Raw genomic sequence first — 25,796 nt, forward strand, 5'->3', positions numbered from 1 at the left:
CATGTCTAAATTAAATATTTGACCAAGTTTCATCATCCAGAACAGACAATGTCGGATGTTGAACCACGGGTAAATCTTTTAATCGTTGTGCTTTAATTTGTATATTTGCATCTAAATCTAACAAGGGTATGACCACAAAATCACGTTCGAACAGTCCCACGTGTGGAACAGTTAAACGATCATTTTGAATGGGTTCTTGACCGTAGATCAATAAATCCAGATCCAAGGTACGCTCGCCCCAACGGCGTAAACGTATCCGACCCGACTCTTGTTCAAAACGTTGCAACTCATCCAATAAGACCAAAGGCGCTAAATCAGTTTCTAGCTGCGCCACCGCATTTAAATAATTCGGCTGATCTTGGGGGCCCATTGGTGGACTTTGATATAACCTGGATGTTTTCACGGTTCCAAGCGTTGCCAGTTTTTGCACAGCTTCAAGCAAAATCTGGCGTGAATCACCCAAATTGCTCCCTAAGCCAATATAAGTGACTGTGCTCATTGTGTCGGTCCAAAAACAACTTGGCTTAAATCACGTTTTACCCGTTTGCGTTTTAGAATTGGATGGTCATATGCAATCTCTGAGCCACCTGCAGAAACTGTTTGAACAGGTCTGTCAGGTCTGGTTCTGCTTTTGCGTTCACGGCGACGTGGTTCAGGCTCGTTCACCAACGGTTCAATTTCTACAGAGACGGATTTAGGTTCAATCACATCTTCTGTTGCAGCTTTACGACGACTTTTTGCACGTTGACGATTATATTGACTAATGGCACGTTCTTTTTCATCGGTACTCATTAGCTGATAAGAATCCCACCACATGCCCATACCTTGGGTAGTGTTATCCCCTGACTTCTCGCGAAGTAGCAGGAAATCGAAGCCGGCACGGAAACGCGCATGGGACGATAAAGCTTGGATTTGTTGCGGTTTTGGATTGAGCAAACGGGTTTGCATTTCCCAAACTTCGCGAATAAAGGTTTCCGCAAAACGTGGGATGATGGTACGGGTAGCTTGACGTTTTAATACATCGAGGCCCGCTTGTGCACGTGCTTCTGCAGCAACCACACCTTTACTGAGATAAAATTCGCAACGCTCTAAAAAGGGCTTCCACAGCAACACTGCATAGAAAAATGCAGGGTTAATGGTTTTACCGATTTGAATACGCTGATCAGTATTAATGGCGGCGCGTTCAATAAATGTAGAAATATCTGGACGGATATCTGCAAACAACTGACGCCAGATATCAAAATCAATCAGCATCGGCAGCACGCGATTTAAATGCCCCATGGTGAACAATTTCTGCGATTCGTCATATAAACGATGCGGAGAAATATCACGCAGCAACTGAGTCATTTCCGGGGTGAAAATCTCTAAAATTTCAGGTGCAATACTGAAATTTAATTTTGCCGCGAAACGCAAAGTACGCAGCATACGCACTGGATCTTCTTCAAAACGTAAAGTCGGATCGCCCAATAAGCGTAAAGTTTTATTTTCGATATCATCAATTGCATTACAGAAATCGAGCACGATCCCTTTACGCGGTTGGTAATACATCGCATTAATGGAAAAATCACGACGGACAAAATCTTGCTCAATCGTGCCCCAATTATTGTCACGTAAAATCATGCCTGAAGCAGAAATTACTGCTTTTTTAGGCGGTGCACGGAATGTCGCAACTTCGATCAGCTCTCGGCCTGAATAGACATGAGCAAGCTCAAAACGTCGTCCAATAATACGACAACGCCGTCCGAAAACTTCTTTCACTTGAGCCGGTGTTGCATCGGTGACTGCATCAAAATCTTTAGGATTAAGACCCAACATTAAGTCACGGACACCACCACCGACGATATAAGCTTCAAAGCCTGCCTTATTTAAGGCATCGATAACATCTAATATGGAAGAAGGTAATTGAGCGGTTGATAAACCACATTTTGACGCGCGCAAAGTTTGCAAAAGACGCTGTCTCCTACGTCTGAACGTAAAATATCTAAGATGACGCTAATCATATATCTAACACAATCAAAGGGCAATTTGATTATCTCGATGCTAAATATATTGTTTGGCCCTTCTTGACTGCTTGAGCCACGAATTATAAGGCTAATCGATCTTTATTCTTGGCAAATAAAGCCGGTCCAATCCCCTTGACCTGCTGTAATTCCTCAATGTTTTTAAATTTTCCATTTTTTTGACGATAGGCAATAATTGCTTCCGCTTTTTTTAAACCGACCCCGGACAACTCTTGTAGCTGTTCCAGATTAGCTTGGTTCAAACTTATTTTAGACCCAGTGGATGCCTGTAAGGCAGGTTTCGCCAAATAGTAATTTTTTGGCGGAGATACATGCGGTATTTTTAAGCGTGCATCTTCGGCTTCCTGCTCAGCCTTCCATTTTAAGTATTGCTGGTCAAATTGCTGAGCATAACCAGTCGTTCCACTTAGCACTGACATCAATGTGCCCAGGTAAAAAATGGCATTCAGGATGTGTATTATTTTTTTCATTATAAACCTTTTATTTTAATTGTTGTTTTGCCTGCTCCCAGAGTCGATCCATTTCTTCTAAAGACAGCGTCTCAATTTTTTTATGTTGTTGCTGAGCGTGATCTTCAATGAAAGCAAAACGTGTTCTAAATTTATCAATGGTGCTTAAAAGCGCCATTTCACTGGAAAGTCCCAGTTTACGTCCAACATTGATAAGTGAAAATAAACAATCACCAAATTCATCGAGTATTTCGTCGGAATTTTGATTGTGGATAGCCTGATGTAATTCAGCTAACTCTTCATTCAGCTTGCCATAAGCACCTGCTACATCAAAAAAGTCAAAGCCAATTTGTGCTGCATTTTTTTGAATTTCATGCGCTTGCTGAATTGCAGGTCCATGTTTGATGTCATCTAAACGGGATTGGGCTTTGCCCTGCTTTTCTTTTTGTTTAATTTGTTTCCAAAGCACCGCCACATCATCGGAACTGAGCTGTGAAAATTGCTCTGCCTGAAATACATGTGGATGACGACGAATTAACTTTTCAGTAATCGCATTTACCACATCATTAAAATCAAAAGCTCCGACTTCACTATACATTTGCGACTGAAAAACGACTTGCAGCAGCAAGTCACCGAGTTCATCCCGTATCTCGTCTGTATCTCCATCCCTGACTGCTGCTTCCACCTCATACGCTTCTTCGATGGCATATTGGGTGAGGCTTTGTGGTGTTTGCTGCTGATCCCATGGACATTTTTCACGTAATTCACGCATCACTGCCAATAATTTATCCATGTTTTCATCACTCCAATCATTTTGAAAAAATCCGTTTTTCGCAGTCAATATTTGTTATGCTCAACTAAAATCTTTAAAAACAAGCGCTATAAAAACAAAACTGAAAGGGAAAAATATATGCACAGTATCTTTATTAGTGGTGCAGCACAAGGCATTGGGGCCGCAATTGCAACACTGTTTTATCAACACGGCTATAAAGTCGGCATCTATGATATCAATGTCGTTCAAGCGCAAAAACTTGCCCAGCACTTAGGGACAAATGCTAAAGCTGGCCTACTGGATGTTAGCCATTATGAACAATGGCAACAGGCTTTAAATGAATTTCAGGCTTGGGCAGGTGAAATTAATATATTAGTTAACAATGCCGGTATTCTCTATTCAGGGGCTTTTGAGCAGACCGATATTATAGCGCATCAACGAACTTTCGATATCAATGTTAACGGGGTTTTAAATGGTTGCCATGCCGCTTTGCCTTTTCTAAGACAGGCATCTTTTGCACGTGTGATTAATCTATCCTCTGCTTCCGCCATTTATGGACAACCTGATTTAGTCTCGTATTCAGCCAGTAAGTTTGCGGTTCGCGGTATTACCGAAGGACTAGATATTGAATGGCAGAAATATGGTATTCGGGTTTTAGATGTCATGCCCCTATTTGTTCAAACCGCAATGGTTAAAGATATGGATGCAGGCAGCATTCAAAATATGGGTGTGCATTTAACTGCTGAAGATGTCGCACAGACAATTTACACACGTGTGCAAGCGAAAGATTCCCTATTTACCAAAACCCATGAACCTGTGGGCCTCAAGACCAAAATTATGTTCAATTTATCCAAAGTCAGTCCGCAGTTTATAAACCGGATCAGTACCATGTTTTTAGCCACAAGAAAATAATTCAATAAAAAAAGAGCCTGATGATCAGGCTCTTTTTTTATGAAAATGATTAAATCATCATTCAAAATTTCTAATTTATTTTAAAATTAGAATCTGAATTAAAGTTTAAATATCATTAAGAATTTTTGGTTTTTCTGCTGAACTTGCAGGCATTTTAAAGTCAATACCCGCTTTTTTAAATAGTTTAGGATATTCCACTAAAGCCATACTTGAATTTTTTGCAATACCGGTAATATCACCAACAACATTTTTAGCATCCACTAAAGACAGACCAGTATTGGTTAAACTGGCTGGATTTGCCATTAAACTCATACTGACTTGTTTAGCGCCTAAAGCTAAATCACGTGCTGTTAAACTTGCAATCATAAAGTTCGCTGCAGAATCCAGCAAATATTTCTTTTGCTCTACATTAAGTGATGAAAGTTTTGCTACTGTTGCTTCTTCATCTTTTGTTGATGCATCTAAAACAGCATTCGACATCGCTACAATTTCTTTTTGAATCGCTTCTTTTTCTTTTAGATCAGAAGTCGCTTTCAAACTTTTTTGTTTTGTCTTTAATTCATCTGAATCTTTTTTACTTGCAAGCAATGAAGCTAAAGCACTACGACTCTGAATAAACATCGCATTGGTGGCTTTTGCTTGAGTAAAAAAGCCAGCTAGATCCATATTTGCAGAAGACACACCTGTAGCAGATTCAGTAAGTGTCGAAGCAAGACTGCTGAGTGAACCAAAGCCTGCATAGACGCTTGAAACCCCCATTGATGCTGTTATTGCTAAAACAATCGCAATTTTTTTCATACGTCATTACCCTTATTGTGTGGAATCGGCTTTTTGCACGATTTGATTTAAAATTTTTGGTAAAGCTTCAAACATCTGAATGTTGTACATTTCATGACGATGTTGATGATCGATACCCTTCAATCCAATTTCTTGCTGTAACCCATAGGCACCAATTTTTTCAGCTTTATCATTAAACCTGCGTGCACCACTCGCCATGACCAAGGTGGCATCGCAGTTGCTTTTATCCGCATTACATTTAATGCTGTCTTGTTTCACTTCGATCTTAAACACCGGCTGCAAACATTCATTTTGCGGAATATGGAAATTGACTTTCATATCCTTTTTAAATCCGGAATTTTTAGTCATGCTCATCACTGAATCTTTCAGCGAAGTCTGACCTTTAAAGCCTGAACCTGTAGCATAAAATGGTCGTTTCGACTGACTGGTAAAAGCGTGATAAATCAAAGGACCAAAACCATAGAAAGGAATTTCACCGACTTGTTCGGTATGCAAGCCTGGACATAAAACACGGGCTTGTTTTGAATCGCCGACTGGAGCAGAACTATCAAGCAAAATACTGTCGCCAGAACGCACTGGCAAACGATCGTTGCTGCTGACTGGAAAATCTAATTGCGCTTTGACTTTCGCACCTTGACGCTCCAGTACTGTGGCTTCCCATGTCGGAATCAGGATATTACGCCCTGCTGCTTTATCTTGATGATAGACATGAACTTTCATGCCAGTAGTTAAGCGCTCACCCGCATCATCAATGGTAATACTCTGACTACTTGAACCCGAGACTTTTAAATCAGAACGGGTAAATTGAATCCCCTTTTGAAATTTTTGACCTAATTTCAAAAGCGCATTTTTCAGTACCACTTCCTTACGCGCCTCTAAAGAAAAGCCCATTCCTTCAGAAATAACGTCTTTAATATCATCTGTTGCATGGGCGGAATAAATAACACGGCCGGATTGATCAATCATTTCAGCAAAGACTTCGCTATGAAAAACCTGCTGCTGGGTCATTTTGCCAATCTGCTGTTGATAGGCAATCACCGGAACAACATTAATACGAATAAAGAATTCAGGTAATTCACGCTGATTGATATCTTCACTTTGTGCCAAGGCAGTCTGTTCACTGACACTTTGTGCCATGGCACTATAGCGTCGGTTGACGGGAGTCAAAGTAAACGAGGCTTGTTCACCCACCGCATCAGAAAAGATTTGCTCGATTAGATCCTTCGACTCACCTTGATAAGTCAGTACATCAACCACCAAAGCCTTTGGCTTATTCATGGCCTGACGCGTATTGGTAGATACTTTGCTAAAACGTTTACTATTACCTGACATTAACACTGGCAAAGCCACAGCATAATCACTGTCCGCATGAACTACACGAATCAAATCACCGTCTGCCGAACTCAGCTCATCCTGCGCAGCAATCCCTTGATTAAAACCTTTATCTAGAACCAGATAAGATTTCCATTGATCGATCACTTGAGTTTCGGTTTCAGAGATTTTAAGTTTCGACTTTAATTCCTGAGTAACCTGTTGCGTCAGGCTCAGTAAAGTACTTTGAAATTTTTGCTTAATTGCTGCTTTTGTTGCAGCAGATTCAATTTCAGTAGTGAGCACTTGAATCGGTTGAGATAAGGTTGCACTGTCGCTATAAATGACTTCACCCGACAATACATTGGTCAGCTTTAAACTTAAGGTGACAGGCAGGAAAATTTCTGCGGTCGAATCCTTTTTTACAATGTATTGACTCGCACGTAAAACCTCTAGCGATGCAATATAGGTACGATTTTTAGTTTTTTGCGAAATGGTATCAACAATTTGAGTCCCAAAATTTTGCTTTAAACTTTGTAAAAAAATTTGCTCTGCTTGTTTACGTGTTGCAGGATTATCAATTGCACGACTAAAATCACAGTCAATTGAAGAACCATTGGCTTCATACTTGCTGAGATCTGTACGGCAACCTTGCTCCAACCCAAAAATACCTTGAGATGGATAGATTTGAATATCTGCATTTGCCCATGCCGAAAAAAGCATAGGCATAGCCAAGCATAAGGCTTTGATTTTTACTTGCATTGTGTACCACCAATACAAAGAGTAATCGTATTACCGGCCTGTAAGCGTTCTGCACTTGAAAGTGTTGGATTGACTTTACGTAGGGCTTTCGCCAACTCCCCAGTAATCGGTTTACTGCTCTTATAAGTCATGGTCAGTTCGACCAGTCTGCCATCCTGTGTACGCACATCAATGTTTTCTGCACCTTCAATTTCTTCAAGTGCCACATACAAATCATCACCTAAACGTGTAGAGACATTGCCGGAAACACTTTTCACAAAAATGGTGATTTCTTTACCATACATTGAACGATTTTTAGAGTAGGCAAGAATTTGTGGCCCCACCTGGCTAATGGCTAAATCACCCAGTTTTTTTGCCACATTGGTTCGACATGAATCTGTAGTCGCACCGGTCGATGACTCAGTGCGCGTTTCACCGCCCATTAAAGTGCCGTCATCTACAGAATAAATTTTAAAACTAACTGCGCCATCGCAAACAAACTGTCCTGTTGCTTGTGAACGACCACGGTCATAAATGTACGAACTTCCCGCCATAAACCAATCGGCTTTTTCCTTGCGTGCCGCAACTGCCAGTTTTGCAAGCTCTGTATCACTTAAAAGCTGTTGAATGGTCAGGCTGCGACCTTTGAGGTAAGTACTACGAAAAATACCGGAGTCCAGCAAGCGTAAATCGTAACGGGAAGCTGCAGCTGCAATCGCATTTAAGGTTTGATTGTCATGTTCAGCTTTAGTACTTGGTGTCTGATATTCCACATATTTCACAAAGCTCTGAATATCATTCTGGCGTTCAGATTGACTATAATTTGCCGATTCACTGGCGTTATAACTGCTTGAAAATGCGGATTTACCTGAGTTGTTGTGACTTGCTGAACGTGCAGAAACGCCTGCACCAGCCCCATAATAATTGCCATAGGCATAGCCTGATGCCGCTGCAGATTTCCCTTTAGAAGAATAAGAACTGCTGTCGCTTGCTTTGGCACTTTCACTAGCTTTGTAGCTCGCATCTTCATCATAGCTATAGCTACGATCGGAAAAATAAGAAGTAAATTCTTTTACAGGTTTAGAATTATCTTTGGGTACACCAAAATATTCGTCCATAACAATCATGATTGGGCTTGAACGACTGTTCTTTTTAGAAAGACCAAAATCATTCAGAATAGAACGAAATTCTTGATCATCCATTTCCAAGCTAATTTGAGTCACTAATTCCTTATTGCCTTGAGTTGAACTTCCACGATTGATGACATAAGTCGGATCAACTTGCTTCACAATTTCATCTAAATACTGTTGTGCCTCACCCATGGCCTGTGGACCATTTATTTTTTTGATCATTGCAATGACGGCATCTGTTTTCGCATTATTGAAGGCCTGGTTACGTGTGCCATTCGGATCTTTTTTGATAATAGGTGCTTTACCCTCACCATTTACTTTAATGATTTCTGCATTGGCAACGTGTCCTGCAAACATACACATAAGTGTCAATACGGTTTTTTTCATCTTTCCTACCTTCTTCACTAAAGTTTTTTTAGGATGCAGCAACTCTTACATTTTGTTTATTTTTTAAGTGATTTATAAATCTACAAAAAGCTAACAAATAATAAACAAATTTTAATATTAACTCCATCACATAATTTTATTTTTTATTGATTTTCAACAAATTATAAATATTTAACTTATTGTTTAGATTTTTTAAATAACAAAAGCTTATGTTCAGGCAGAGTTTTTAGTGATTTTTCAAATATTTTTCGAATGTGGTCGGGTAAGATTGATAAAGCAGATCCGAACCCAACAGGTCATAATCAAAACAAGAATGGAAGTGAAGCTAAATAATGAATTGAGATGTTTTTTCAAACCAAGATGGCTATTAAAAGGCGCCTTCCAAACTCAACCAACAATTTATTGACCAGATGAGCCATATGCTGTTAGCGAAAAGAAAGCAAGCGGAATCAAAATAAAAAAAAACCTGCTTAACAGGCTCTTTTAAACACTCAATGCTCCATCAATTTTATTTAAAAAATTCTTTAAGATGGAAAAATTATTTTAATTTCGGGAAAAGCAAAACCTTTACAGGAGGATTCTGAACGCCACGCAACCGTTAACATGGCATGACCTAAATTAAAATTTTGATACGCAAATGTTCCGATTAAAGGATGACTGCATAATCCTCCATCATAAACAGGATGCACCCGAGTCTCTAATTCCTTTAAATTTAGATGTATACCCAAGCCAGATGCTTTTAATACCGCTTCCTTAGTCGTCCAGACTTTAAACCAATAATCACGATCTTGTTCCAGTTCGTTCCAGTATTGCAATTCATTGGGGTGAAAAGCGTGTACTGCCAAAGCTTCAAAGCGTACTTTTCGATCTAAATCCTCAATATCCACACCTAAATCTGGCATATGGGTGCTGGTGGCTAAAGCATAATTTTTTTGGCTATGACTATGATTAAAATAAAACTGAGGGAATTTAATTAAATACGGTTTGCCATGCTCATTGGTAGCAAAATCTTCTTGCTGAATGGTGGCGTGTAATTGTTGCGAAAGCAATTGATTTCGATAATGATAGATGGCCTGTTTTTGCTGCTGAATTTTGGTCTTGCGATCTAGTTCTCCAGATAGAGGGACAATACGCTCAATTTTATCGACCGCTATTCGTATTGCTCTGGTCACGTGTACCACCTTATCCCAAAATATAATGACATCTTAAAAGAAAAAAGCCCAAAGTAAACTTCGGGCTTTTTATCAGCATCGACAAAAATTAATTAACGCTTAAATTTCTTTTCAGCCTTTTTAAACTTCTGTACATAACGACGTTTACGTGCAGCCACGCGTTCGTCCATTTGTGTCTTGCGGCCTTCAAACGGATTTTCAGACGTTTTAAAGTCAATACGAACCGGTGTGCCTTCAAGTTTATAGACGCGACGGAATACATTTTCCAAATAACGACGATAATCCGCAGGTGTTTTATCGACCTTGTTACCATGCACAATAATCGTTGGTGGATTCTGACCACCCATGTGGGCATAACGCATTTTAATACGTTTACCGCTAATCATTGGCGGTTGATGCGCTTCGGTTGCATCATTCAGAATCTGGGTTAATTTCGCAGGCGAAACTTTCAAATGTGAAGAATCAAAGGCACGGTGAATGGACGGATATAGCTCACCAACACCAGTCCCATGCAATGCAGAAATCAAATGCACTTTGGCCCATGGAATAAAGTCAAAACGACGATCGACATCAAGCTTACATTGCTTGCGGTCGTACTCCGTCATGTTATCCCATTTGTTAATCGCAATCACCATTGCCCGGCCTGCTTCTAAAGCATAGCCAATCAAATGTAGATCTTGTTCAACCACGCCTTCACGCGCATCCAATACCACAACTACAACATGAGCGTCTTTAATGGCTTGTAAAGTTTTCACGATTGAGAATTTCTCAACCATTTCATCTACTTTACCTTTACGACGTACACCCGCAGTATCAATCAGGGTGTATTTCTGCTCATTCCGCTCATATGGGATATAAATAGAATCACGCGTAGTACCCGGCATGTCATAAACCACAACACGCTCTTCACCGAGTAAACGGTTGACCAAAGTCGATTTACCGACGTTAGGACGACCAATCACAGCTAAGCGTAGACCGGTGTTCTGGTCATGCAATTCAGGATCTTCATCCTCAGGAACATCTGCAAGCACATCTTCCAGCATTTGAGCCACACCACGACCGTGGCTTGCTGCAACATGCATGGGTTCGCCAAAGCCCAGTTGATAAAACTCAACTACTGCAGCTTCGGCATGTACGCCGTCAACTTTGTTTGCAACCAAGTAAACTTTTTTCCCTAGGGTACGAAGTTCACGTGCAATCTGTTCATCTGACGCTAGTAATCCCGCACGCGCATCAACAACAAAAACAATAATATCGGCTTCATTGATGGCTGTTTTTGATTGCTCAGCCATATATGAATCAATACCTACCTCACTTTCACCGATACCGCCTGTATCGACTACAATGAAGGATTTATTTTGGAATACTGCATCGCCATATTTGCGGTCACGAGTAAGACCAGCAAAGTCAGCAACGAGTGCATCACGACTCTTGGTAATCTGGTTAAATAACGTTGATTTACCGACGTTCGGACGTCCAATTAGCGCAATTACGGGTTTCATAAATTAACGGTTCTGCCAAACGCTTAACGCGCCCTTTCTGGTGGAGACATATAGTTGTCCATCAATTTCGCGTAGTGAACGTACTTCACCACTTGTTTTTGATCGACCAATGAGTTGCCCAGAAGTTGGATCGATTAGGTGTAATACACCCTCGAGATCACCAACCACAAGGTCTTGTCCGAGGACAACAGGATTACTGAGCTGACGATTGAGCAAACTATCGTTTTGCCATAATTGCTCACCTGTTGTGAGTGCATAAGCAGTAATTTTGCCATCTGCTTGTGCAACAAAAACGGTATTATTCATTACTTCTGGACGTTGAATACTGCTTGCATCTTCACTCCACACCACTTGTTGTGAAGCTAAATCTGTAACAGTGACTTGTCCTTGGAAACTGGTTGTTACAAGAAACTGACCTGCAACAACTGGATCGCCATCAATATCATTGAGGCGTTGAATATCTGAACGGCCCTCGCTTACTGCAACACGGCGCTGCATACGCGGTACACCACTGATGATATCCAGGGCATAAACATAAGCATTTGATGAAGCAATCAATACCGTACGCGGATCGAGTGCGACCGGTGATGCCATTCCACGCAAGCTAAATTGTACATTAGGAAGGTTATATGTCCAAACTTGCTGACCGGTGGCAAGATCATGCGCATAAACAGTGCCGTCATTACTGACAGTAATCACACGACCGGATTGAATCAATGAAGCAGATAAAATGGCACCCGACAACTGGACAGTCCACTTTTGCTCGCCTGTCGCTTGATCTAAAGCGAACAGTTGACCTTTATTATTACCCACAATAACAGTACCTTCAGCGGCTTCTACACCCGAGCTTAAGCCCTGTTTAGAAACTTTTTTCTCCCAGATGCGCTGCTTACCTTGATAAGCTGCCACTTCACCTTTTGGATCTAAGGCAAAGATTACACCGTTATCCACATCTAAACGCAGACGTAATGGATCCGCTTTCGAGGTTGATGAAACACTTTGAGAAAATACCGGAACAAGACTTTTGGCTTGGGCCAATTTAGGTAATGGATTCGGCTTAACCTCTTCTACTTTAATTTTATTCGTTGAACAGCCAACAAGTGCAAATGTTAAAATTGTCAGCGCAAACGGTATCTTGTATTTTCTATCCATCATGACTCATCCACTTGTGTTTCTAAAATTGGTCGTTCCACATCAGGATCATCAACTAAAACGCCGACACTTTCGAGTTTAATTTGTAAAATTTGACGTTCTTGCTGACGTTCAACCAGTGCATCCCATGCACTCTTGTACGATTTTTTAGCATTTTCTATATCATTTTTAGCAACATACACATCACCAAGCGCTTCATCAGCGGTCGCTTTAAAAGCTGGATCGGTCACTGCAGCTAATGTTTTTAATGCATCATCATATTTTTTTTGCGCAAGCTGAGCATAAGCCAAGCGGAGTTTAACCAGCTGAACCAAGCCCGCATCATCCAGCTTGGAATTTTCAACTTTTTTTAATGCTCTTTCTGCATGCGCATAATCTGCTTTGTCATAAGCCAGTTTAGCCATCAGCAATTGCGTTTGAATAGCTTGAGCAGAATCGGGAGCTTCTTTTACAATTTTGTCTGCAGTTGCAGATAACGCATTAAATGCATTGTCATTGCCTTGCGCATTTTTAGCATCATCCATCAACTGTTGAACCTTGGCTGTTTCCATCTGAGATTCAGCCAGGTTTTTCTTCTGCCAATATTCCCATCCGAAAAAGGCAATCAACGCAATTAAAATCCCACTAATCATGGCAGAACCATATTTCTTAGTGAAAGATTTCAAGCTATCAAGTTGTTCTTCATCACTCAATGCGTTCATGTGATTACCTTTTCCTTATGTTTTTTAAGCTTATTTTGAAGAAAATTTTTCAATGAAGAATGGCACAATATTCGCCACAGCAACATCAGTTTGCTCAGCAGTCGCCAATTCTTTCACAGTTAATTGCTGCGCTTCCCACTCACGTTCACCGGCAATCACGGCAAAAATAGCGCCTGATTGATCAGCTTTTTTCATCTGAGATTTCATCGAACCTTGTGAACCCACTTTCAGGCGAATATTGCTATTTGCCGCTTCCAGCTGGTCACGGATTTGTTCTGCCAGCACCAAGGCTTTACCTTGTGAGGCAGGATCCGACAACAAGAATACTTCACAATCGCGTACAGGTGTATTGTCTTCAACTTGTTCAAGTAAAAGTAATAGACGCTCCATACCCATTGCAAAACCAACAGCAGGTACTGACTGATCAGCCTTACCTTTCAATTGACCTACAAGACCATCATAACGACCACCGGCACATACAGTTCCTTGAGAACCCAAATGTATCGTTGTCCATTCAAAGACAGTTTTGTTGTAGTAATCGAGACCACGAACCAGTTTCTGGTTAATTACAAATTCCACTCCTGCATCAGTTAAATACTGTTGCAATTGAGCAAAGTGAGCCAAAGTTTCTTCACCCATAAAGTCGTGAAGTTTTGGTGCATTCTCAAGAATTTGTTGCGTGCGCGCATCTTTAGAATCGAGGATACGTAGTGGGTTGGTTTCTAAACGACGCTGAGAATCTTCATCTAAATCGCTTTTGTGTGATTCCAAGAAATCTACTAATGCAGCACGATATGCAGCACGCTCATCAGACTCACCTAGAGTATTCAGTTCAAGCTGAACCTTGTCGGCCACACCCATGCGTTTCCACAAACGTGCAGTCATTAAAATCAATTCTGCTTCCATATCTGGTGTAGCCACACCAAATGTTTCTACGCCAAACTGATGAAACTGACGATAACGGCCTTTTTGTGGTTTTTCATAACGGAACATCGGTCCGACATACCAGACACGAGGGGTCGCACCGCGAAGCAGATTATGCTCAAGCATGGCACGTACACAGCCCGCAGTCCCTTCAGGACGTAAAGTCAAAGACTCAGGTGGATTACCTTTGTCCAAGAATGTGTACATTTCTTTTTCAACAATATCCGTCGCATCACCAATTGAACGTTTAAACAGATTGGTCTGTTCAACAATCGGCAAACGGATTTGCTGGTAACCATAAGCATCCATTAACGATGCTAAATGTTGCTCAAGACGTCTCCACGCAGCAGTTTGCGTTGGAAGAATGTCATTAAAACCTTTGATTGCAACAATTGAACTCATGACCTACTCAAAAACTTGTGCGAATAATTTCTTTAGATTTAGCTTCTTCAAGCTCTTGAACACGTTGACGAACCATCGTTTCGATTTCATCAACCAGTTGATTGGTATCGATTAAATGGCTTTTCTCGCCATTACGATACACCAGTGAACGCGGACTTGCACCTACAACGCCAATATCGGCTTCTTTGGCTTCGCCCGGACCGTTCACTTTACACCCAATCACGGATACATCCATGGGGGTACGAATATCTTCCAAACGCTCTTCGAGTGATTGCATCACTTTAATCACGTTGAATTCTTGGCGCGAACAGCTTGGGCAGGCAATGAAGTTAATCCCGTTAGAACGAAGCCCCAATGATTTTAAGATGTCAAAACCAATTTTCACTTCTTCTTCAGGTTCAGCCGCCAAGGAAATACGCATGGTATCGCCAATACCTTCCATTAACAGACCACCTAAGGCAATCGCTGATTTTACCGAACCAGTACGGTAAATACCGGCTTCAGTCACACCTAAATGCAGTGGATTATCAATTTGCGCTGACAATAAACGGTAGGCATCCATGGTCAAAAACACATTTGATGCTTTCACCGAAATTTTGAATTCCTGGAAATCCAAACGGTCTAAAATATCGATATGACGCATCGCAGATTCAAGTAACGCCTGACCGGTCGGCTCGCCATATTTCTTCTGAATATCTTTTTCCAGCGAACCTGCATTCACGCCAATCCGCATAGAAATATCATTGTGACGTGCTGCAGCAACCACTTCACGAATTTTTGCTTCAGAACCAATATTACCTGGATTGATCCGCAAGCAATCTGCGCCGGCATCGGCTACAGCCAAAGCAATTTTATAGTCAAAATGAATATCGGCAACCAAGGGTACTTTGACTTGCTTACGGATTTCACCGAATGCTACTGCTGCTTCCATTGAGGGTACAGAAACACGCATAATGTCCGCACCGACATCAGCACAGCGCTGAATTTGTGCAACAGTTGCCGCCACATCACAGGTTTCGGTATTGGTCATACTCTGGATACTAATCGGTGCATCACCACCTACATAGACGGAACCAACACGAATTTTGCGAGTGGGACGGCGCTTAATCGGATTTTCAATCATTAATATCGCTCTTCTCTTTACCCATTAACGTGACAAACGGAAGTCTGCCTTGCCATTCACTGTATAAGGTGACAACGCAATCTTTTCATTATTCAAGGTTAAGGTTACAGCTGATGCATCATCAAGGCGAATTTGGAACGGTGTTTCACCATTTAATTTCACTGTTGATGTCTGACGACCTGTTGCCAGAACTTTACCGGTTGAGTCTACAATATGAACAGAGGTTGGACGGCTAAATTCAAGCTCTAACTGATCACCTGATACAGCCGTTGAATTATCTAAATTTAACACTTCCACATCAGATTTTGCTGGGGCAATTTCTTGGCTATCATCTTTATTTGACGACAAGTTTTGCACAGCCATCACAGCAACAGCGATAGCAAACAGTACCACTAAAGCAATGATGATACGTTTTAACCACTTCTTATTACGATCACGATTCGAACCTGGCAGTTTGCCCATGATTTTAATCGGTGAATTGCTTAAGGCATGATTTGGTAACAATCCTGTATCATTTTGATAGATTTCATCAAAACGCTGGATGATTGCCGTTGCATCGACCTTTAAATATTTCGCATAAATACGGTAGTAACCTTTAATAAAGGTCGCTTCCGGCAAAGCTTTATAATCATCTTGTTCTAAAGCTGTCAAAGTTTTGAATTGCATGTTCAAATCTTTGGCAGCGTCATTTAATTCACGCTTTTGTGCAATTCGAATTTGACGTAAGTACTCACCTGGACGCTGAACATTTCCTAATGCATTGGGTACTACACTTGAACCATTTGATTGCTGTGAATTAGGATTTACTTCCATACGGCCTCAGTACTGTACTGTAATTGCAGATAACGTTGGTATTCTGGACTCTCCGGGAAAAGCGCACGCAATTGATTAACAAGCACCTGCATTCCCATTGTGTCACTATTTGCCCGTGCATTCCGGATACCAATCCAGAGCGCACGCGCACCTTGATTCTTTTGACCTACACCACGCACAAACTGTTCATACAACTGTGTCGCAGCAGCGGTCTGCTGTTTCAAATAAAAAATTTCGGACAACTCTAACATTGAAATATAGGAATCACGATTTACTTGTAGGGCTTGTTTGAATGATTTTTCAGCATTCGACATATCACCTAGTTTTAAATAAATTCGCCCTACATTTTCCAGTGCTTTATAGCGTTGATCATACCCCAACGTCGTCCCAGCTACATTGAGCTGCTCAATCGCGTCATTATAACGCTCAATTTGATACAAATAAGTACCGTAGTTGTTACGCGCTTGGGCATTTTTGAAATCAGCAGAAATGGCACGTTTAAAATATGCATCTGCTTTATCCATACTGACTTTACTGCCTTCTTGTTGCAGTAAAATCCCCATCATCATATTCGCAGCGGAATCTCGTGAATTCATTTCAAGCGCCTGGTCTAAAGTACGCTTTGCAGAATCCAGATCACCCGATTTAATATATTCGGCAGCCAATTGAGTACGAACTTTAACTGCTTTTTCTGGATCTTTCTTCACCATTGTCGTCGGTGATTGACAAGCAGTGATAAAAATAGCAGACATACAAATTGTTGTAATAAAAGCTAATTTATATGTGGGCTTTCTCAATTGGCGTCCCCTTTTATTATCCTTGAGAGCGCATAATCTCATTCGACTGCGCAATTTTCTTTTTCCACTGTTCCGCACGACGTGTACGGTCGGCCACTTGACCCACTAACTGTCCACACGCTGCATCGATATCATCACCACGCGTCTGACGAATCGTACACACAAAACCGGCATCAGACAAAGTTTTTTGGAAAGAAATAATGCGGTTACGGCTTGAGCGACCGTATGGTGCATGCGGGAACGGGTTAAACGGAATTAAATTAATTTTACTTGGTAAATTTTTGAGTAACTTAATCATTTGTTGTGCATGTTCAGGATGATCATTCACTCCATCCAGCATTACATATTCAATGGTGACATGTTTACGCGAACTTTCATTGCCATCTTTGCCAATATAACGCTGACATGCGGCAATCAATTGCTGCAACGGATATTTTTTATTAATTGGAACCAATTCGTTGCGTAGTTCATCATTTGGCGCATGTAAAGAAATGGCGAGTGCGACATCAATATCTTTCGTCAATTGGTCAATCTTAGGTACCACACCTGAGGTCGATAAAGTCACACGGCGTTTAGACATACCATAAGCAAAATCATCCAGCATGATGCGCATTGAACTAAGAACAGCATCGTAGTTCAACAAGGGTTCGCCCATACCCATCATCACCACATTGGTCACTGAACGCTCACGTTCTAATACAGGCACATCTTCCATATAAGAATAGTTCGCCATCCACAACTGACCAATAATTTCAGCTGGGGTTAAATCGCGTTGGAAGCCTTGTTTACCGGTTGAGCAGAATGAACAATCCAGCGCACAGCCCACTTGTGAAGAAATACACAAAGTACGGCGTAAACCACTGCGATGTTCAGCAGGAATCAGTACAGTTTCAACTAGCGAACCTTCGCCTTCACCGACACGGAATACCCACTTACGAGTACCGTCTTTCGAATAATTTTTATGCACCACTTCAGGTGCTTCAATCACACAAATCTTTTCCAACTTTTCACGCAGTTTGCCAGAAATATTGGTCATCTCGGCAAAATCAGTCACGAAAAATTGGTGAATCCATTTCATCACCTGTCCAGCACGGAACTTCTTCTCACCCATATCTTCGAAGAATTTTTCCAGTTGCGGACGTGACATGCCGAGTAAGTTCACTTTTTCCACAGCATTTTGCTGTGTCGGAGTGGATAGAGATGGTTGCTGTTCAGCTGAAATTGCAGAGACAGCGACGACTTCAGTACTCATGTGTAATTACCTAAACCATGTCTAAAGATGAAAGGAGAAGCTCAATAATCGAGCAAAGTGTTATTCAGAGAATAAAAAAACCAGATAAGTATAATAACACTTATCTGGCTTGAATACTTCGAATTAACGAGTACGTGGGCAGATCTCAGTTTGAGCGAAGAAGTAGTTAACTTCACGATCAGCAGATGCAACTGAGTCAGAACCGTGAGCAGCATTTTCGTCGATGCTTACAGCGAAATCTGCACGGATAGTACCAGGAGCAGCTTCTTTAGGGTTAGTTGCGCCCAAGATGTCGCGGTGAGCAAGAACAGCGTTTTCGCCTTCAAGAACAGATACTACAACCGGACCAGAAGTCATGAACGCAACTAGGTCACCGAAGAAACCACGTTCTTTATGCTCAGCGTAAAAGCCTTCAGCTTCAGCTTGAGTAAGGTGTTTCATTTTAGTCGCAACGATTTTAAGACCAGCTTTTTCGAAACGAGCAAAGATATCACCAACGTTGTTTTTGCCAACAGCATCTGGTTTAACGATAGATAAAGTACGTTCAATAGCCATGATTGGCTCCTTATGTCAATTTGACGAGAAAATTTTGCCGCATTATAACGAGATAATCAGCAAGTATCAGCTTTTGATATGTAAAAAGTTGCTTTTTTCAATTTACTGATTAACGAACTTCATCAATCCACGCCATTTGAATCCCTTCCAACAAACCTTCAGTCGACTTTTCCGGGTCATCCTTAAAGTCTGGCAAGGCACAAACCCATGCATGCAAGTCTGTAAAGCGAATCCATTGTGGATCGACCTCGGGATGTGCTTCAGAAAGTTCAATGGCAAGATCAATGGTGTCAGTCCAACGTAAACCCATGGGTATTCCTAAGCGTTAAATGATGTTCTACTTTAGCAAATTCCTAAAATTGAGAAATAGTTTTTCGATTCTTAAAAGACATTTTTATAACACGATATTTAATAATGGTGCGGTAAAAATAATGCCAGTTGCGACCAACACCCCAATCAGCGCACCCACAATCACATCACTTGGATAATGCAGTCCTAAAACCATACGGGATATTGCCACCAGAAACGTAAAAGGCAACATTAAAACCAATAACATCGGCTGAATATAACCCAGCACTATACTCGCCATGACAGCATGCAAGGTATGTCCAGAAGGGAAACTAAAGTGATCTAGCGGTTGCTCTTGCAATAGAACCACTTGATGCACTTGATAAGGTCGGGGCCGTGTGGTTTTTTGTTTTAAGATTTTGTAAATTGCAGTTCCTATACATCCACTTATCAGGATATATAGCAACTGCTCAATATAGAATGTATCTTCCAATACCCAAAGACTGGCCAACATCAGGCACCAAAAAAAACCATTGCCAAGTCGACTAATGATCTTAAAAAAATGGGCAACCGTATGTGAATGTGAAAAATGATTCAGATACATACATCCTTTTAAGTCGAGATCCAACATCGTTATTATTGCTTTTTTTAATTTCATGATGATTCTCCTTTAAGCTTCTGCTTTAAATTCAGGATGTCATTTGTATCTCTTTGGCAACGCCATACAGTGCCTGCTCAAACTGCCGTACCGGATGTTGCCATCCTACGTTTAACACTGTTTCGCGAGCTTTCATTCCCATGAGTTTCAGCTGGTGATTACTCGGTAATTGATAAATTGACTGAATCAGTTTATCCATCTGCCATAAAGGACTTAACCAACCAGTTTCACCATTTTTCACATGCAAGTGCGCACTGGCATAATCATAAGCAATCACTGGCAAACCACTCGCCATGGCCTCAAGTACCACATTACCAAAGGTTTCAACTTGGCTAGCGAATACAAAAACATTGGCACTTGCATAGGCTTGCGCTAAATTTAAACCCGTTAAATTTCCCATAAAAATAACGTCATGACCTTGACAGAGCATTTCTAGACGACTTCGATCTGGTCCATCCCCTACAATCACAAGTTTTATATTCTGTTGAGACGTTCGCTTCATCGCTATATAGGCATTCACCACTACATTGACCTCCTTCTCAGGAGATAGCCGTCCTACATACAGCATCACTTTGGTTTCTGAAGTAACCTTCCACTGTTGACGCAAAGCATCTGAGCTATGGTCTGGAGAAAAACATGCAACATCCACACCACGTCCAACAATCGCCAAAGGACAACGGACACCAAACTTTCTTAAAATATATTCTGTATCTTTACTGGGAATACATGTCAGTTGTGTATTGTTATGAAACCAACGTAAATAGTGCTGGATAGGCTTAACTAAAAAAGCCAAATCGAAGAAGCGACTAAATTCTTGAAAAGGTGAATGAAAGCCACTTGAAACAGGAATTCCTTTGGTTTTTGCAGCCTGCAAAACACTCAGACCCAAAGGCCCTTCGGTAACAATATGCACAACGTCCGGTACAAATCCATCCAGTGCATGTGATACTTTTAAAAATTGTGGCCAACCAAATTGAAGATGAGGATACTTAGGAATAGATTGTGCTTTGACCAGACACTCTTTACTGGGAATAAAGTCGTGACAGGTCTCCTGTTGCTCTGGTCGAATCAGTAAAATTTTATGACCTTGTTTTTGCAAACCTTTACATAATTGTAATAAAGATAGGGCCACCCCGTTAATTTCTGGAGGCCAAGTTTCAGTGACAACCGCTATTTTTAGACGTGGACGAACCAGATCATTTAAAACCTGGATGTCATTACATATAAGCTGTGATTTTTTTTGCTTAAAATAAAATTGAAAACTTTCTGGAAAATCTTGTTGTTTTAGCAGACTAGTCGCATACAAATTTGTCATACAACACCTATGTCATTATTTTAAACTTAGCTTAAATGCTGTTTCTTTCAGTTTGATGATTTTTAGATGACCGTTTATTGAAATATGGTATAACTCTAAAACCAAGAAAAACAAACCTTACGTTTCTCAACTATCCTATTTTCAATGGTTGTTTTTAGTTCTATCTTTAATCACAGGTAAGGTCTTACTTAAAACAATACATCGCTATATAGATCAGCGGGAATATGTATAGAAATCTGCTCTTCTAATCCTACCGCAATAACATATTTACTATTTTTTAAACTTCCTGATTGAGAAAGAAGAACATTCCTCTGATTTCTAACAAACCCAGAAATACTCATTCGAGTTTTTAACCGATAGACACCATTCGTCATATAACTCGAATCATCCGAACCTCTTAAATTTTAAAGGATATATTATTAAATACTATTAGACACTTAAGAAGTCCGCTTAAAAACAAATTCATATTAAAATGAAATTTCAACTGAAATTCTATCTCGATAAGTTCCTGCAGGAACCCCATTTAAAGGATTATCTTCAAGTCTTACAGATATAATATATTTTTGTCTTTGTCCTGCACCTTGATTAAGCTGCACCCCCCATAAATTTTCATTCGTGCCGGTCAAATTCAACCTTGTACGTAATTTATAAGGACCATTTGAAACAAAGCTTACTCCGTTTGGCGTTATTAAATTTTGACTATTAAATAAAATTGAATAGCCACTATCACATGAAATATTAAAAGAAGTAGCAGACTGACTACGCTGATAACTTGTTAAACGCATCTCAGCACTCGTAAATCCATCAATTGAACATTGCTGAGCAGCGACTCCACTACTGATCAATGTACCAATCCATATTAAAATTATTTTTTTCATTTTATCACCTCTTTACATACGGCCTGCAAAACCTGATTTGCGGAATTTTGGAATTGACCTTCATTCACGACAATCTGGGCCTGACACTGTCCGTTATTCTGGGTTTTTATCTGAAGTTTATAATGACCAGGTTTAAATAAATATAGATAAACCACTCCGTCACTATCAACAAAATATGGCTCATTTGAAACACCCTCTATCAGAACCTCTGATCCTGCTAATAAGTTATTTCCATTGATATCTTTAACATTGATAGCAATACGTTTTGTCTTATTAATTGGAAAATCAATTTTATAACCACGTTGATCCAGTCCAACTAACTTTTTAGAAGAATATGGAAAAGTTTCTTCCATAGCTAACTGATTATGATCAAAAGAAATATCATAATTTATATAAGGAATAATATTATGTACAAACATATAGCCTTTATCATTGGTACTACCGACCAAAGAGGAGGACCTATAAATATCCAAATCTGGATGATTATTCACTTTAACAAGGGCAAAAGCATTATCTGCATATTTAGTTAATGCAGCTTTATTACCCAACCAAACTACCGAACCCTCAAACATTGCCTGTGAAACACGATTATTTTCATACTCATCATGAGAAACTCGCAAATTACCTATGTCAGTTTTCCATAAACCATAAGCATTGTAATTTATTTCATCTTCTATTCTGTTCACACCAACTACATAATCAAATCCATTTTGTGTAATAGAGGTTTTACTAAAATTTAGTCGGGTTTCATCATTTTCAGTATCATGGGTTAAATTAATTTGTCCTTTTTCCGCCCAATTATAAGTAAAGGCAACATTAAACCCATAGTCTTCTTCATCACCAAAATCTCTGGAAAAACCGATAGTTGAATATAGATTTTTAGTTAAAATTTTCCTTACCCTCATATCAAAAATTTTTCGGTCTAAATAGTTAATATTATTAGAAGAATAATTTGTCTGATCAATATAACTTATATTAAGTCCCTCTATATATTTCATATTATAAAAATTAAAATAGATGAGATTGGATGTTTTAATATTAGAATTAAATTCTTCATCAGCAATATATTTATATTCTTGAGAAAAAAAACGACTATTAATCCCAAATGACCAATTTAAAAAATCTCGACTAAGAGATATAGAAGCTCCATAGCCTTGCTCATTTTCAGCATCACTTCCTGCAAGAGAAGTATCTAAAAGTACATATTTACTTAGTGCTTGAGTCCATAATAAACTGACATTGCTTGCCTCTTCACTATATAAAATATCTGTTCCCAGAGTGGTGGATGAAGTTATTCCGCGTCTAAAATAGAACTTTGAGAAAAAATCTCGGTAATCATCATCAACCTCATCATAGTTATATCTTAATTTTCCTAAAGAAAAATTATATTCATTTAATTTAGGTTTTAGTAATTGATTATTGATATAAATAGGAAAACTCTGAACAGTTCTATTTCCCAAGATATCTTCCACAACAATTTGAGCATTCCCTGCTTGGTTAATAAGCGCACCCGTAGGCAATGAATAATTACCAGGAGTTACAGAGTTTTTATATAATTGAACGCCATTCAGATATAAATCAACTGTAGAAGGTAGAGTAGCACTCCCACTTAAAGTAGGTGCATTCCAATAAATAAAATCTGGACGATCTGTATAATTTGTCCCAATACTAACCCCTCCAAACCGGAATGAATTATTTAGGCTATTGTAATTGCTGGTTGTGTCTCCTAAAGTTAATATTAAAAATTTTTCAGGAAATTCAATATCAAAGGTACTGTTTACTCGAAGCAATTTTTTTTCTATTTCATTAGGATTATTTCTGTATAAAAAAGAGTTTTTTAATAACCAATAATCTTTAAATATTCCTAATTCAGAAAAAGTATTAAAATCCTGCTCATAATCATCTTTACTATAAAAAAGACTATAATTCAAAAAACCACCAAAACTTGCCTTTTCTGGAGGTGTAGTGGAATCTAAATCATATTGAGTATCTTCAAAATAATCTGGTGGAAAATGTAGTTTTATTGCTTGTAAAGCCTGATCATCTTCAACTTTCACTTCAGACAAACTCAATAAACAAAAATCTTTTTTAATTGCGTCTCTACTCAACTTCTCAATCCGTACCCCTACATTTTTTAATGCCTGACATTCAATAAATTTTTTCGCATCTCTCGAAAAAGTTACTGCTTCTGTTTTATAATCAAGGCCATTGATCCAAATATTTACAATGACCATATCCATTTCTTGTTGTTGATTTACCTTCTGATTAATATCCGCATTTACATATGTAAAACCCATACTACAAACTATCATTGTAAGAATTTTAGTGGCCTTCATAGCACTATCCTTTTACAGAGTATTCCAAATACTTCTCATCCTTATCTGTTTTAATTTTAATTTTTAACTCATTATTATTTGTAATTTCTCCAAGCTCAAGCTTGATTCTATTCCCCCCCAAAACATACTGAGCTAATTTTTTTTTCAAAATTTCTTTATTTTTATTATCTGTTACAAGTATTTCAACAATTTTTATATGTGATTTGGCTAAATTATCAATATTTAAATAAGCTTGATTCTCATGTTTTTCTAACTTTAGATTTAGTTTTGGATTAGCTTGTTTTCCAGCAAATAATGGTAAGGAAAAATTAAATAAAAAATTAATTGAAGAGCTATCTTCTTCAATGGGTGTCACTTCTTTAAAAATGATACGCCAGGTTTGTTCTTGATCTATATTTGATAAGGGCTGACTAAAACCCACACGTACAATCTGTTTACTTTCAGGTTTCAATTCGAAAGTTTTAGGATTAAATAAAAGTGTTTTATCTTCCTCTAAAATATCTTCACCTTTCTGATTTTGCTTCCATTTTAATGCTGAAATTTCAAATATTCTTGATTTTTTTAATCCTGTGCTTTCGATACTTACAGTCGTACTTCTTTGCCGAATAGAATCCTGGATATATAATTGTATAGGGTTAAATTTTATTCCTGCTGACACAGAAAGACTCAACAAAAGTAATCCGAAAAAACCTATTATTTTTTTCATCGTTATTTACCCCAAATATAAAAATTATTTTTTTTGCTTTAAAGGTTAAAAATAGGAGATACTGAAATGCATCTCCTATATGACATTTTTTAAAATAGAGAATACTTATAATCTAGAATTTAATTTCTACACCATAAGTTCCGCGATAAGTACCAGCATATGTCCCGATACCGATGTTGCGAGCTTGAGCTCTCACACCATAAGTATGCTCTCGTCCATCCCAACTTACTGTAGAACCGCTGGTATATTCAGCTCTGCCTCGGCTAGTTACTACATCTACCGGTACAGTTCGGGTACCATTCGCCAATGTTCCAGGCGGGGTAATAGCTAAACTATAATCAGCATTTGTACGCACACCAAAAGTTGTGGAATCAGTATAACGATTTTGTTCTGTAAGTACTAAAGTTGAATCTTCAATATCAAGATCACAATGTTTTGGCACTTCTAATACAATATCAATTTTTCCTTTACAATCATGACCACAACCAGATTTTCCTGGTTTATGTGGTCCACCTCCACGATCTTCATCTCCTGCATACACGCTTGTTGCACACACACCAAAGGCTAATGCTGCTAATGCTGCTAATGCTGCTAATGCTACTTGTATTGTTTTATTCATAACTTTCTCCATTTCTTTTTTTTTAAAAGAATGTAATAAGAATGTATATATATTTAACATCAACAATTACGTTTGTAACTCT

25 protein-coding genes are annotated in these 25,796 nt (G+C 39.3%); 1 reads left to right on the forward strand and 24 read right to left on the reverse strand.

Annotated features, from left to right (window positions below):
- Positions 1–10: 10 nt before the first annotated feature.
- The 4 genes from folK to mazG form a co-directional block, all read right to left on the reverse strand.
- Positions 11–499 (reverse strand): 2-amino-4-hydroxy-6-hydroxymethyldihydropteridine diphosphokinase, encoded by a 489-nt coding sequence (gene folK, locus ACP69Y_RS02260; RefSeq protein WP_425915775.1) that lies wholly within the window; start codon positions 497–499, stop codon positions 11–13.
- Positions 496–1,947 (reverse strand): polynucleotide adenylyltransferase PcnB, encoded by a 1,452-nt coding sequence (pcnB, locus tag ACP69Y_RS02265; RefSeq protein ID WP_425915777.1) that lies wholly within the window; start codon positions 1,945–1,947, stop codon positions 496–498. Before pcnB ends, folK begins: the two co-directional genes overlap by 4 nt.
- A 136-nt stretch (positions 1,948–2,083) precedes the next feature.
- Positions 2,084–2,491, reverse strand: a complete 408-nt coding sequence (locus tag ACP69Y_RS02270; RefSeq protein WP_425915779.1) for a ComEA family DNA-binding protein — start codon at positions 2,489–2,491, stop codon at positions 2,084–2,086.
- Positions 2,492–2,501: 10 nt separating this feature from the next.
- Positions 2,502–3,263: a nucleoside triphosphate pyrophosphohydrolase gene (mazG, locus tag ACP69Y_RS02275; RefSeq protein ID WP_425915781.1), complete on the reverse strand. Its 762-nt coding sequence runs from the start codon at positions 3,261–3,263 to the stop codon at positions 2,502–2,504.
- Between the two features lie 117 nt (positions 3,264–3,380).
- On the opposite strand from mazG, the gene ACP69Y_RS02280 reads away from it, so the two are divergent.
- Positions 3,381–4,154: an SDR family oxidoreductase gene (locus ACP69Y_RS02280; protein ID WP_425915783.1), complete on the forward strand. Its 774-nt coding sequence runs from the start codon at positions 3,381–3,383 to the stop codon at positions 4,152–4,154.
- Positions 4,155–4,259: 105 nt separating this feature from the next.
- On the opposite strand, the gene ACP69Y_RS02285 is transcribed toward ACP69Y_RS02280, so the two are convergent.
- From ACP69Y_RS02285 to ACP69Y_RS02380, 20 genes are all read right to left on the reverse strand, one after another.
- Positions 4,260–4,952: a hypothetical protein gene (locus ACP69Y_RS02285; RefSeq protein ID WP_425915785.1), complete on the reverse strand. Its 693-nt coding sequence runs from the start codon at positions 4,950–4,952 to the stop codon at positions 4,260–4,262.
- A gap of 12 nt (positions 4,953–4,964) precedes the next feature.
- Positions 4,965–7,025 carry a hypothetical protein gene (locus tag ACP69Y_RS02290; protein ID WP_425915787.1) on the reverse strand — a complete coding sequence of 687 codons (2,061 nt, stop codon included), beginning with the start codon at positions 7,023–7,025 and terminating at the stop codon, positions 4,965–4,967.
- Entirely contained in the window at positions 7,016–8,521 is a 1,506-nt protein-coding gene (locus tag ACP69Y_RS02295) for a hypothetical protein (protein ID WP_425915789.1), read from the reverse strand. The genes ACP69Y_RS02290 and ACP69Y_RS02295 overlap by 10 nt, the downstream gene beginning before the upstream one ends.
- 524 nt (positions 8,522–9,045) lie before the next feature.
- Complete coding sequence (locus ACP69Y_RS02300) at positions 9,046–9,693, reverse strand: 4'-phosphopantetheinyl transferase family protein (RefSeq protein ID WP_425915791.1); 648 nt, start codon at positions 9,691–9,693, stop codon at positions 9,046–9,048.
- Between the two features lie 92 nt (positions 9,694–9,785).
- Positions 9,786–11,195, reverse strand: a complete 1,410-nt coding sequence (gene der / locus ACP69Y_RS02305; RefSeq protein ID WP_425915793.1) for a ribosome biogenesis GTPase Der — start codon at positions 11,193–11,195, stop codon at positions 9,786–9,788.
- A 3-nt stretch (positions 11,196–11,198) separates the two neighbouring features.
- The gene (bamB, locus tag ACP69Y_RS02310) at positions 11,199–12,347 is read right to left on the reverse strand and encodes an outer membrane protein assembly factor BamB (protein ID WP_425916068.1); all 1,149 of its coding nucleotides are present in this window, start codon (positions 12,345–12,347) and stop codon (positions 11,199–11,201) included.
- Positions 12,347–13,048, reverse strand: coding sequence for a YfgM family protein (locus tag ACP69Y_RS02315; RefSeq protein ID WP_425915795.1), 702 nt, complete (start codon positions 13,046–13,048; stop codon positions 12,347–12,349). Before ACP69Y_RS02315 ends, bamB begins: the two co-directional genes overlap by 1 nt.
- Before the next feature lie 30 nt (positions 13,049–13,078).
- Complete coding sequence (gene hisS / locus ACP69Y_RS02320; protein WP_425915797.1) at positions 13,079–14,374, reverse strand: histidine--tRNA ligase; 1,296 nt, start codon at positions 14,372–14,374, stop codon at positions 13,079–13,081.
- 7 nt (positions 14,375–14,381) lie between these two features.
- On the reverse strand, positions 14,382–15,497 hold the full coding sequence (gene ispG / locus ACP69Y_RS02325) for a flavodoxin-dependent (E)-4-hydroxy-3-methylbut-2-enyl-diphosphate synthase (protein ID WP_425915799.1): 1,116 nt from the start codon (positions 15,495–15,497) through the stop codon (positions 14,382–14,384).
- A gap of 24 nt (positions 15,498–15,521) precedes the next feature.
- The gene (locus ACP69Y_RS02330) at positions 15,522–16,310 is read right to left on the reverse strand and encodes a helix-turn-helix domain-containing protein (protein ID WP_425915801.1); all 789 of its coding nucleotides are present in this window, start codon (positions 16,308–16,310) and stop codon (positions 15,522–15,524) included.
- Positions 16,301–17,062, reverse strand: coding sequence for a type IV pilus biogenesis/stability protein PilW (gene pilW / locus ACP69Y_RS02335; protein WP_425915803.1), 762 nt, complete (start codon positions 17,060–17,062; stop codon positions 16,301–16,303). The genes ACP69Y_RS02330 and pilW overlap by 10 nt, the downstream gene beginning before the upstream one ends.
- A 61-nt stretch (positions 17,063–17,123) precedes the next feature.
- Entirely contained in the window at positions 17,124–18,359 is a 1,236-nt protein-coding gene (gene rlmN / locus ACP69Y_RS02340; protein WP_425915805.1) for a 23S rRNA (adenine(2503)-C(2))-methyltransferase RlmN, read from the reverse strand.
- Positions 18,360–18,482: 123 nt separating this feature from the next.
- Positions 18,483–18,914, reverse strand: a complete 432-nt coding sequence (ndk, locus tag ACP69Y_RS02345) for a nucleoside-diphosphate kinase (protein WP_131216566.1) — start codon at positions 18,912–18,914, stop codon at positions 18,483–18,485.
- A gap of 109 nt (positions 18,915–19,023) precedes the next feature.
- Positions 19,024–19,224 carry a Fe-S cluster assembly protein IscX gene (gene iscX / locus ACP69Y_RS02350; protein WP_425915808.1) on the reverse strand — a complete coding sequence of 67 codons (201 nt, stop codon included), beginning with the start codon at positions 19,222–19,224 and terminating at the stop codon, positions 19,024–19,026.
- A gap of 84 nt (positions 19,225–19,308) precedes the next feature.
- Positions 19,309–19,860, reverse strand: a complete 552-nt coding sequence (locus tag ACP69Y_RS02355) for a phosphatase PAP2 family protein (protein WP_425915810.1) — start codon at positions 19,858–19,860, stop codon at positions 19,309–19,311.
- Between the two features lie 31 nt (positions 19,861–19,891).
- Positions 19,892–21,175, reverse strand: coding sequence for a glycosyltransferase family 4 protein (locus ACP69Y_RS02360; RefSeq protein WP_425915812.1), 1,284 nt, complete (start codon positions 21,173–21,175; stop codon positions 19,892–19,894).
- Between the two features lie 467 nt (positions 21,176–21,642).
- Complete coding sequence (locus ACP69Y_RS02365) at positions 21,643–22,053, reverse strand: hypothetical protein (RefSeq protein WP_425915814.1); 411 nt, start codon at positions 22,051–22,053, stop codon at positions 21,643–21,645.
- Positions 22,050–24,389 (reverse strand): fimbria/pilus outer membrane usher protein, encoded by a 2,340-nt coding sequence (locus ACP69Y_RS02370; protein WP_425915815.1) that lies wholly within the window; start codon positions 24,387–24,389, stop codon positions 22,050–22,052. Before ACP69Y_RS02370 ends, ACP69Y_RS02365 begins: the two co-directional genes overlap by 4 nt.
- A gap of 4 nt (positions 24,390–24,393) precedes the next feature.
- Positions 24,394–25,095: a fimbrial biogenesis chaperone gene (locus tag ACP69Y_RS02375; RefSeq protein WP_425915816.1), complete on the reverse strand. Its 702-nt coding sequence runs from the start codon at positions 25,093–25,095 to the stop codon at positions 24,394–24,396.
- A gap of 112 nt (positions 25,096–25,207) precedes the next feature.
- Complete coding sequence (locus tag ACP69Y_RS02380; RefSeq protein ID WP_425915818.1) at positions 25,208–25,714, reverse strand: hypothetical protein; 507 nt, start codon at positions 25,712–25,714, stop codon at positions 25,208–25,210.
- Positions 25,715–25,796: the final 82 nt, after the last annotated feature.

The sequence above is a fragment of the Acinetobacter sp. TSRC1-2 genome (assembly GCF_049895885.1).
In the GTDB taxonomy this organism is placed as follows: domain Bacteria; phylum Pseudomonadota; class Gammaproteobacteria; order Pseudomonadales; family Moraxellaceae; genus Acinetobacter.